At 69.8% G+C, this 7,703-nt stretch carries 10 protein-coding genes; 4 read left to right on the forward strand and 6 right to left on the reverse strand.

Annotated elements, in window-relative coordinates; genetic code table 11:
- Nucleotides 1–229, reverse strand: a 229-nt coding sequence (locus RH94_RS42380; protein WP_234425532.1) for an anti-sigma factor family protein, incomplete at its 3' end; no start/stop codon positions are given.
- A 25-nt stretch (nt 230–254) separates the two neighbouring features.
- The gene (locus RH94_RS04485) at nt 255–857 is read right to left on the reverse strand and encodes a sigma-70 family RNA polymerase sigma factor (protein WP_073946346.1); all 603 of its coding nucleotides are present in this window, start codon (nt 855–857) and stop codon (nt 255–257) included.
- 614 nt (nt 858–1,471) lie between these two features.
- On the opposite strand from RH94_RS04485, the gene RH94_RS04490 reads away from it, so the two are divergent.
- The 4 genes from RH94_RS04490 to RH94_RS04505 all read left to right on the forward strand — a co-directional run bounded on the left by RH94_RS04490 (nt 1,472) and on the right by RH94_RS04505 (nt 3,563).
- The gene (locus tag RH94_RS04490; protein ID WP_073946347.1) at nt 1,472–1,768 is read left to right on the forward strand and encodes a plastocyanin/azurin family copper-binding protein; all 297 of its coding nucleotides are present in this window, start codon (nt 1,472–1,474) and stop codon (nt 1,766–1,768) included.
- Nucleotides 1,765–2,778 carry a metallophosphoesterase family protein gene (locus RH94_RS04495; protein ID WP_073946348.1) on the forward strand — a complete coding sequence of 338 codons (1,014 nt, stop codon included), beginning with the start codon at nt 1,765–1,767 and terminating at the stop codon, nt 2,776–2,778. Before RH94_RS04490 ends, RH94_RS04495 begins: the two co-directional genes overlap by 4 nt.
- On the forward strand, nt 2,775–3,227 hold the full coding sequence (locus tag RH94_RS04500; RefSeq protein ID WP_073946349.1) for a hypothetical protein: 453 nt from the start codon (nt 2,775–2,777) through the stop codon (nt 3,225–3,227). Before RH94_RS04495 ends, RH94_RS04500 begins: the two co-directional genes overlap by 4 nt.
- A gap of 63 nt (nt 3,228–3,290) precedes the next feature.
- Nucleotides 3,291–3,563 (forward strand): hypothetical protein, encoded by a 273-nt coding sequence (locus RH94_RS04505; RefSeq protein WP_073946350.1) that lies wholly within the window; start codon nt 3,291–3,293, stop codon nt 3,561–3,563.
- A 224-nt stretch (nt 3,564–3,787) separates the two neighbouring features.
- Here RH94_RS04505 and RH94_RS46285 read toward each other — a convergent pair whose 3' ends face one another.
- The 4 genes from RH94_RS46285 to RH94_RS40585 form a co-directional block, all read right to left on the reverse strand.
- A complete protein-coding gene (locus tag RH94_RS46285) occupies nt 3,788–4,747 on the reverse strand; it encodes a LamG-like jellyroll fold domain-containing protein (protein WP_324614230.1) in 960 nt (319 codons plus the stop codon).
- Between the two features lie 6 nt (nt 4,748–4,753).
- The gene (locus RH94_RS46290; protein ID WP_324614229.1) at nt 4,754–5,887 is read right to left on the reverse strand and encodes a hypothetical protein; all 1,134 of its coding nucleotides are present in this window, start codon (nt 5,885–5,887) and stop codon (nt 4,754–4,756) included.
- 714 nt (nt 5,888–6,601) lie between these two features.
- Complete coding sequence (locus RH94_RS40580) at nt 6,602–6,742, reverse strand: hypothetical protein (RefSeq protein ID WP_158073015.1); 141 nt, start codon at nt 6,740–6,742, stop codon at nt 6,602–6,604.
- 432 nt (nt 6,743–7,174) lie between these two features.
- The coding region (locus RH94_RS40585) for a DUF5959 family protein (RefSeq protein WP_234425533.1) at nt 7,175–7,703 on the reverse strand (529 nt) is incomplete at its 5' end.

Raw genomic sequence — 7,703 nt, forward strand, 5'->3', positions numbered from 1 at the left:
CCAGCCGATCGGCCAGGTCCTCGTCGGCAGCCGGTACCGTCCGGCCTGCGGCTTCGGCCTCGGTCACCGTCGCCAGCAGCGCGGGCAGTCCCGCCAGCTGCGCGTGTTCCGCCCGGCACTCGGCGCATCCCGCGAGGTGGTCGCGCACCTGCTCCATCTCCGCCGGGGGCAGCGCGCCCAGGACGTACCCTCCCAGCGCCATCCGGAGGGCGTCGTGCTCCGCACTCATGGTCGCCACCTCCTGCATGCCGCGGTCATGGCTCGATGCCCCGTTCCCGCAGCGCCAGCCGCAGGGCGTGCAGGGCGTAGTACGTCCGCGACTTCACGGTGCCCAGCGGGATGCCCAGCACCCGCGCGGCCTCCGTCATGGTCCGGCCCCGGTAGTAGGTCTCCAGCAGGACCGCGCGGTGGTCCGGGGACAGCGTCCGGACGGCGTCGGCCACCGCCCAGCTCTGCAGCGCCTGCTCGATCTCGTCCTCGCCCGGTTTCTGCTCGGCGGCCCGCTTCAGCGCCTCGCCGCCGGCCTCGGCCGGCCTGGCCCGCCGGGCCCGGTGGGCGTCGATGACCAGGTTCCGGGCGACCGTGCACAGCCATGCCCGGGCCGGGCCTCGCGCGGGGTCGAACGCGGCGGGATGCTGCCACGCCCGCAGCAACGTCTCCTGCACGACATCCTCCGCCCACTGCCAGTCCCCTGAGGTCAGCCGGAGCACGTAGTGGAACAGGGGTCCGGCGTGCTCGGCATACAGAGTGCGCAGCAGTTCCTCGTCCGTGGCCGAAAGGGGCCCTTTCCCAGAGACACGGTGTGCGGAGCGATCCGGATCGGTCCTTGGGCCACGTTTTCTGGAGCTCCAGGACATAAGAGGATCATTGCGCATATTCGGTGCTTTGTCTTGTGACGCCCTGCGCGGCACGGGTGACGCTCCGCGAGCGCTACGGGCGGCGCACGCCCGTCAGGCGTCACGACACCGCCAGGACCGTGCACACAGAGCACCGGAAAGCCGACCGATCCGCGGCACTCCGAAGAAGTTCCACAAAAAGCGCGCATCGACCGAACCGCGCGACCTGCGCCATCCGTGAAGTCAGGCAAGAGCTGACATACGCGGCATTTCACACCTCTTTCCGAAAACACGCACCGCCAACCCATGACGCATCGCTCTTGGGCCGCGGACGGGGAACTGCCTTATGGCGCCCGCAACTTCGAGGAACGAACACCATGTACCTGAACCTTCGTGCACCAGGCCGGCGATCACGCGCCGCTGCCGGACTCGCCGTCGCCACCGTTGCCACCGCCGGCGCGTTGGGGCTCCTGAGCGCATGCGGCCAGTCGTCGCACTCCTCGGCCACCGGTGCCGGCGCCCTCACTCCCGGTCGGGGGCAGCACCAGACGGCCGGGATGCCCGGTGCCACGGGGCCGGGGAAAGCGGCGGGCTCCGCTCCCGGCGCCTCACCCATGCCCAGCATGAGCATGCCCATGAGTCCCCCGCATACGGGCACGCCGACCGCGCCGGTGGCCGGGAACGCCGTGGCCATCAAGAACTTCGCGTTCTCCCCGGCCAAGCTGAAGGTCAAAGCGGGCACCACGGTGACCTGGACCAATCAGGACACCGACGCCCACACCGTCACCAGCTCCGGAGCAGGCGGCCCGTTGCACTCGGCCGCCCTGACCACCCACGCCACCTACAGCTACAGGTTCACCAAGCCCGGCACCTACACCTATCTCTGCACCATCCACCCGTTCATGACCGCCACCGTGGAGGTGACCCGATGACCGAGTACCACGACAGCGGCGACCCGGCGCCGGTGGGCGACACCGAACAGCCCACCGGACCGAACGGCATGAGCCGACGCCAACTGCTGCGGCACGCGGGGTGGTTCGGCGGAGCCGTGGTGCTGACCGTGGCCAGTGGAGAGGTGATCAGCCACATCGCCGACTCCCGGGACACCGCTGCCGCCGCGACGGCGGGCGGCACGGCGGCAGGCGGCACGACGGCGAGCGGCGCACTGCGGTTCGTGCAGGTCTCCGACAGCCACATCGGCTTCCAGGGCCCGGCGAACATGGACGTGGCCGGCTCCTTCACCGAAGCGATCCACCAGGTCAACTCGCTCGGATTCCGGCCCGACTTCGTCATGCACAGCGGCGACCTCACCCACCTGTCCACGGCGTCACAGTTCGACCAGGTCAGGCAGATGATGACCGGTATGCAGACGGATCGCGTCTTCACCGTGCCGGGTGAGCACGACTCCATCGGCGACGCCGGCCGCGCCTACCGGCGGACCTTCGGCAAGGGCACGCTCGGCGACGGCTGGTACAGCTTCGACACCCACGGCGTGCACTTCATCGCCCTGGTCAACACCCTGAGCCTGGAGAAACTCGGCCATCTCGGCAACGAGCAGATCGAATTCGTCCGCAGGGACCTCGCGGGCTTGCCGTCGGACACCCCCGTCGTGGTCTTCAGCCACATCCCGCTGTTCGCCATGTACCCGAAGTGGGGCTGGAGCACGGACGACGCGTTGCGGGTCATCGCGCTCCTGCGCCGCTTCTCCTCGGTCACCTGCCTCAACGGGCACGTCCACCAGCTGTTCACCAAGACGGAGGGCAACATCACGTTCCACTCCGCCACCACCACGGCCTACCCGCTGCCGAAGCCGGGCCGGGCCCCCGCCCCCACCCCCCAGGTCGTCCCCGCCCGGCAGCTCAAGGACGCCCTCGGCATTCGCACCGTCGGCTACCGGCAGGGCGACCGGGAGCTGGCGATCAAGGACGAGAGGCTGACATGAGCACTGGAAGGCTCCTCGCCCCGGCCCTGCGCTGGGCGACCGCCGCCACGCTCGCCGCGAGCGGATACATCCACGCCCGGCTCTACGCCGACGAGTACCGCTTCATCCACATCGTCGGCCCCCTGTTCCTGCTCCAGGCGAGCGTTTCCTTCGCGGTCGCCGCCCTGCTGCTGATCGGGATGCCGCCGCTGATGAGGATCGCTGCCGCCGGTGTGGCCCTGGGCGCCCTCGGCGGCTTCGCGGCCTCACGCACCGTGGGCGTCTTCGGTTTCACCGAACACGGCCTTCAACCCGCCCCACAGGCCCTGCTCAGTCTCCTGGCCGAAACCGGCACGCTGCTGCTCCTCGCCACCTGGCAGGCAACCGCGACCGAACAGCACCGCGCTGCCCGACCCTCCGTCAGGACACCCATCTGGGAACGGGCCTCCCTCCACACACCACCCGAGTGAACCACCGCGAAGCCGCCCGGGACGCCGGTGTCCTGGGCCTTCCCGGAACCAAGGAGCACCCCCATGCCACTGCAACCGCGCCCGGCAACCACCAGGCCGAGCCCGCACCTCCGCGAACTGAGGGACACCGTACGCGCCCTGCTCGGCCTGGACGACGACACCGCCGTCATCATCCGCCAGTTCGCGTACACCGAACCCGGCCGCCCACCGCTGGAAACCGTCGTCGCCGTGCTGTCCATGGACGGCGAGGCCCACCGCTGGACACTCCACCTCCCCGCCGACCAGATCACCGAGCACGACCTACGGGCCACCCTGCTCCACCACCGGCCGAACTGACCGGGGCCCCGTCCGACCTCCCCTGACCCCGGTCACACACCGGTCATCGGGGCTCTGGCGGACGACTGGGGCGCCCTCCCCCACGCCGACGCCCAAGAGCTATGAACACGGTGATGGGCAGGGAAGGAGAAAGTCACGGGACTGGCGTGCGGCCGGAAAGGCGCGGGTCCCCGCATGCGGCACGGCATGCGGGGACCCGGAGCCGGAAAGACCCGGCGGTGTGTTCAGCACAGGCAGGGATCGGTGCCGTGGCCGAGCCCGGGGATGTCCTTGTCCCTCAGGGCTCCCTGGTAGGCCTGGACCTCGTCGACATCGCCGTGCAGGTACTCACCCCACCCGTCGCCCGTCGTGGCCCGGCCGATCTGCAGGGGTCCGGAGCTGGGCAGGCCGGCGGCAAGCTCGGCGGTAGCGTCGCTGTTCGTGTAGCCGTCGACGTAGAGCATGATGCGGTCGATCGCGTCGTCGTACACCACGGCCAGCCGGTGCCCCACCCCCCGACCTCCGTTCGCCATCACAATCTGGGACACCACGGTCTCCTTCGCCCCCACCGCGTCCTCGTGTGGCACGATCAGCTGCCAGGCGTACTTCGAGGGGTCGTAGCGCACCTTGAACGTGTCCGTGTGCTCACCTGCCTGCGACAGGACGGTCATCGGCCCCGACGGCTTGCGGTCGGCCAGCCGGACGACGACACCGACGGTGAAGCTGTCGGAGGTGTCCAGGACGGGCCCCTCGGTGGCCGCGTGACCGCTCTTGCCGTCCAGGTGCAGGTGGCCGTCGTCGACGAGGGCGTACGGCACGTCCGGGCAGTCCGGGTCGAGGTCGGGGAGGCAGGAGCCGTCCGGCCCGCGGTGGATCGACGCACCGGTGCCGAGCCGCAGCGGCGTGCCACCCTTCTGTTCGGGGCTCACACCGTCCGAGGCGTCCTCAAGGGACCAGTGTCCGAGCAGGGCGGGCTTGCGGCGGGCCAGTTCGGTGACCTCCCCGGGGACCACCACCCGGTCGTGGACACGAACGTCACCGAGCGCGCCCTGCCAGTGCTGTCGGTAGCCGCCGCCATGCCGGATCCGGCCGATCTGGAATGCGCCGGCGGACTCGGTGGCAGTGGCCCGGACCGGCTCACCGACCGCGTGGCCGTTGACGTAGAGGTGCGCCTGGCCGGTCTCGGCGTCGTACAGGCCCAGCAGGTGGGCTCATTCGCCCCTCGCGGGCGCCCCGCCGGTCACCTCGGCCCCGGCCACGGTGAAGGACCAGACGGGCCGGTCGTCCTCGACGCGCAGGCCGAGCTTGAAGCCGGACGTGCGGCCTGTGTCCTGGCCGGCCGCGGTCATCGTGCGGCCCGTACGGTCCGGGCGCACCCAGGCGCCGACCGCGAAGGTGCCACGGGCGTCGACCACGGGGACATCAGGAGTGAGGAAGGCGTGGCGTCCGCCGTCCAGTTCAGCCGCCGAGGCCAGGGCCGTCCCCCACGGGCCCGGCGAGCCGAAGGCCACGCCGGATCCCGCGCGGGCCTCAGGTCCGTTCTCGGCCGTGGCCGTCGTCGACCCGCGCGGGTCGGCCAGCGTCCAGTGAGCCACGGGCACCCGGCCCGACGAGACCCGGAAGTAATGGTTGACGGTGGTGCTGCTGCGTCCGGAGCGGTCGACCGCGCGCACACTCAGGTAGTCCGAGGCGGCCTTGAGCGGCAGGTGGCGGATCGTGATGGGTCCGCCGAGCACGTCGGGGCGGGCGGTCACCTGGGGCTGGCCGATGAAGCTGTAGACGTAGGACGCGACGTCGGACGACGGCGAGTCCACGGTGAAGGTGCCCCAGACGCCGACACCGTCATGCTGGTTGCCGTCGTCGGGGTAGTCAGTGGAGGTGATGACCGGAACAGCCGGGTTCTCCGTGTCCTGAACGAACTCGCAGGCGGAGCCGGTGCCCTGGGAACTCCACGCGGACGTCGCCGTGCCGTCGTCAGCGCGCACGTGCCACGACACTGTGGTGTCGGCGGGCACGTCGCCGGGCATCCGCCACTGCTGCCGGACCCCGGACGGGAGCGGGGACGTGGTGTACGACCGGCGCTGCTCCACTCCGTCCGGTCCGGTCCACCAGGCCTCGAACTCGCCCTTGACGAAATTGGCCTCGCCCGGCCGGTCGTCCTCCTCCGGGTCGTACAGCACGGCACTGACCGTCGGCGGCGCCGCAACGTACGCCTTGTCCGCCCCCGACGTGCAGGGCCGGGTACCGGTCAGCAGGTCCTGCACCAGCGGCTGACGCGGCGGCAGGTTCTCGGCCGCGAAGGCCGCGCCCGGAGCGCCCAGGACGCCGGCCACGACCAGCCCCACCACGCAGAGCCGACGAGCTGTTCGCCAACTCCCTTTCTGTTGATACCTGTTCAAGCCAACCCCTCCCTGTGGAACGCCTGTGTCGCACGAGTCGCTGGAGGCTAACAGGGACCACCGACAGAGCCCGAACCTTTTTTCGATCAAGGGCTGGGGCCTACTGGCCACCGCAGCCACGAACCGGGCCACGGCTGTCGGGCCGACGTCTCCGTCACAGTCAGTGGCACCCGGTGCGGATGGCGTCCCGCCAGGTGGTGCAGAGGATCAAGGAGCCGGAATCCGTAGGTCGGGGACGGAGGCCCCGCCGGGTCAGGTGTGCAACTCGCCTCAACGGGACGCTTCGCGGGCTGCCGTCTCCACGGAGACTGCCGTGGGCCTTGTACCGGAACGCGAAGCGCTTGATCCCCTACACCACATCGTGGAACACGCCCCGTTGACATCGCGGGGCTGGCCACCCAGATAGCCGACGTGGGCACGAGCCCAGTCGTAGCCGGGCGGCTTGATGCCGTTGCGGGTCTCGGTGGGGGTGCCGGGGTGGGCGGTCACGTAAGCGAGGTCCAGGCAGACTTCCACACCGGTGGCCCGGTTCCCGTGCGCGATGTCCCGCGGGCCGGGGTCCACCCATGCGGTGTCCTTCCTGCGGCAGTCGGAGGGGTCGTGGTGAGCTGATAGCAGCTGCGCGTGTTGTCGGCGATACGACCAGCTCCAGTCACCGGATCAGGCGCGATGCGGGCTCAGGTCAAGAGCGAGTTCGCGCAGGGCATGGGCCAAGCAGTTGCGGCGGTGGCCGTGGGCGGCGGCTTTTCTGGTCCATCCGGCGAGGTCGGCATGGCTGATCGTCAGGCTGCGGAAGGTCACGAGCGCGCGAGGCAGGCTGCCGGTACGGGCCCAGGTCTATGCCACGTTGGTTGTAACGTCAGGCCCGTCTCAAGGTGCCCGGAGTGGGCCCTGCGTCGCACTTGTCGGAATCGTGAGTGGCCAAGGGGGTGGCAGAGGGGCAGCAGGAGACAGGCGTGTTCTTCGCCGTTCGCCCGGCCCCCTGTCCGAGATCCGAGCACATGTCACGCCTGGCCTCTGGCTGTCAAGAAGCAGCACATCATGACTCATCCGATGCGACCCACGACTGCAGTGTTGGCTTGACGCGAGCATGCTGCCAGGTTCCTCAGGTCCGACCCACACCAGCTCAGATCCTTGCATTTCTTCTCGTCCCGCTGTCGTCAGACAGAAGAGCGTTCGGGACTACTGAACTTGAACTCGTGATGTCGGTCCGGCAGAGCCACGCGGTGCTGTTCAGCTCTGGTGGGTTGGACGCCATTCGTAGGTCATGGGGGCCGTTTCCACAACCTCGCTGGGCCAGGTCTGCCGGACCTGCTCCAGTCGGTCGTGGTGCTCGTCCATCCAGTTCTCCTGCGGCCGGATCCACAGCATCGCGCTGAGGCGGTCGGGATCGTGGATCGTTACGGCCAGGGAGCGGTCCTCGTGCATGTGGAGAGCGAGGCTCAGCCCGCGATCCCCACCGATGCTCGCGTCCGTGCCGGGGGCGAGGCCAGTCAGTTCCTGCTGCCAGGCGTCGAGGTCCTGCTGGAAGAGGTAGAGCTCCAGCCGGGCATCGACAAAGTGGGCGTGCGCCAAGACCTGAGCCCGGAGGACGTCGTGGCCGGTCAACACACCGGGCTTGTAGCGACCGATCACGCGGACAATGCAGCAGTCGCCGTCCACGTCCTCCAAGTGGATCAGGTCCACCGCGCCTGGTTCGGTCACCGCCGGCCTCGCCCTCTCGTGCTGGTCCGGCGTGCATCCTGCCTCACCACGGTTCGAG

The sequence above is a fragment of the Streptomyces kebangsaanensis genome (genome assembly GCF_001906585.1).
GTDB classification, from domain to species: domain Bacteria; phylum Actinomycetota; class Actinomycetes; order Streptomycetales; family Streptomycetaceae; genus Streptomyces; species Streptomyces kebangsaanensis.